Below are 2058 nucleotides of genomic sequence, written 5' to 3' on the forward strand. Positions count from 1 at the left end.
CAGGAAGAGCGGTGCGCTGGCGGGGGGCTGAGCACCTTTATCCGTCGGTTTTCGGCTTTGGCAATACGCAAACCATCGGTATTTCTGCGTTTCATTGGCCGGGTATGTCGCTATGATGATAAGGTATGTGCATAAGGCGCATCCAGGCTCTGTTTTGCAGAGTCGTGGATCGTAAGATACCGATTTTGCGAAAGCGGGGTCTGAAATCAGAGGAAGAGGGTTTGGCATTATGACAGAGACGGTCGATGTCGTAATTATCGGCGCAGGCTTTTCCGGCCTTTACGCGACCTATCAGTTGTCGAAACGGTACAAGGTCATCTGCTTTGAAAAAGGTGACGGTGTCGGGGGTACCTGGTACTGGAACCGGTATCCCGGAGCCCGGGTGGATATCCAGAGCGTGGAATATTCGTACAGCTTTGACGAAGACCTGCAGCAGGAATGGCAATGGCCCGAGTACTTCTCTGCCCAGCCCGATCTTGAACGCTATGCCAACCACGTCGCGGACCGCTTCGATCTGCGTGAACACATCCGGTTGTCGAACGCCGTTGAATCCTTGCGGTTCGACGAGCAAAGCGACCTGTGGGACGTTCGCACGTCAGCCGGCGATCATGTGAAGTGCCGTTACATCATAGCCGCCACCGGCGCGCTATCCATTCCGAACGAGCCACCCTGGCCGGGGCGCGAAGATTACGAAGGCCTGATCTACCACACCACCGACTGGCCCCGCGGGGAGCTGGATCTGGCGAACAAGCGCGTCGGCCTGATCGGCACCGGATCGACCGGCGTTCAGGTAGCCCCTATTCTGGCACAGCAGGCGAAAAGCCTCACTGTCTTCCAGCGCACGCCGGCATACAGCATGCCATCGGGAAACCGTGCGATGGACGAGGAGCACGAGCGGGACTGGAAGGAAAATTATCCCGCGCGGCGAGAGGAAATTCTCAATACCTGGGGCACTTCAATCGTCTCGTATGGCGAGAAATCAGCGCTCGAATGCTCTGAGGAAGAACGCGAGGAAATCCTTGAGAGGGCCTGGAACTCGAAAAGTGCATTCCAGATGCAGGTCGCATTCACCGATGTGATGACAGACATGGAAGCCAACGGCATCGTCGCCGAATTCATCCGCAACAAGATACGTGACGTTGTTGACGATCCGGAAACGGCCGAACTCCTGTGCCCGAAAACCTATCCGGTGGGGGGCAAGCGGATGTGCATCGACAATGGTTACTATCAGACGTTCAACAGGGACAATGTCTCGCTCGTCGATATAAGATCGGCGCCGATCGTCGAGTTTACGAAAACCGGCCTGCGGACAGCTCAGAGCGAGTACGAGCTGGACGTTATCGTGATGGCCACGGGCTTCGATGCCGTGACGGGATCGCTCATGAACATGGATGTCGAGGGCATCGACGGGATCAAGCTGGCCGATAAATGGAAAGACGGTCCGACCACCTACCTTGGCTACATGATTGCAGGCTTTCCGAACCTTCTGATGGTTCATGGTCCGATGACGCCCGGCGCGCAGGCCCAGATGATCACCACAGGTGAATGGCAAGTGGATTACCTCGCCGATCTCATCGACACCATGGAAGCCGAGGGCAAGACGCGGGTCGATACCACGCCAGAAGCCGAGCAGTGGTGGTATGAGGAGACCCAGAACGTGGCCATGCACATGGTGCACCGCCATGCCGATTCCTGGTACAACGCCAAGAATATCGAGGGCAAGAAGGGCGGCTTCATGATCTACGTCGGCGGTTTCCCCCGCTTTGCCGAACTGAGCCGGAAGGCGGCTGAAAATGGCTGGCAAGGTTTTAACCTGCAATGATGGGCCCGGTCATACGTCCGTCATTCTGACTGATGTGAAAGGGGCGCACCGGGAAAATCCGGCGCGTCCCTTTTTCGTGCGGATTGCAACGCTGTAGAAGGCCAAAGGCTCATTCTCGTTCTGACACGGCAGACGGATCGCCAACGGAATGGCGATGGAGTTTGTGCTCCGCCCCCGACCAGGCGGAAACGGCATTAGAAAGAGAGTGGAGCAAGGATCGCAAGGCCGACCATGAA

General features: G+C 56.9%; 1 protein-coding gene. It reads left to right on the top strand.

What is annotated here, in order from left to right; translation table 11 throughout:
- Nucleotides 1–229 precede the first annotated feature (229 nt).
- Nucleotides 230–1822, top strand: a complete 1593-nt coding sequence (locus RM533_RS13570) for a flavin-containing monooxygenase (RefSeq protein ID WP_311341759.1) — start codon at nt 230–232, stop codon at nt 1820–1822.
- Nucleotides 1823–2058 lie beyond the last annotated feature (236 nt).

The organism is Croceicoccus esteveae (assembly GCF_031846435.1).
GTDB classification, from domain to species: domain Bacteria; phylum Pseudomonadota; class Alphaproteobacteria; order Sphingomonadales; family Sphingomonadaceae; genus Croceicoccus; species Croceicoccus esteveae.

Excerpts from the sequence above, each read along its gene's own strand:
- RM533_RS13570 (WP_311341759.1), top strand. The coding sequence starts at position 230 with ATGACAGAGACGGTCGATGTCGTAATTATCGGCGCAGGCTTTTCCGGC.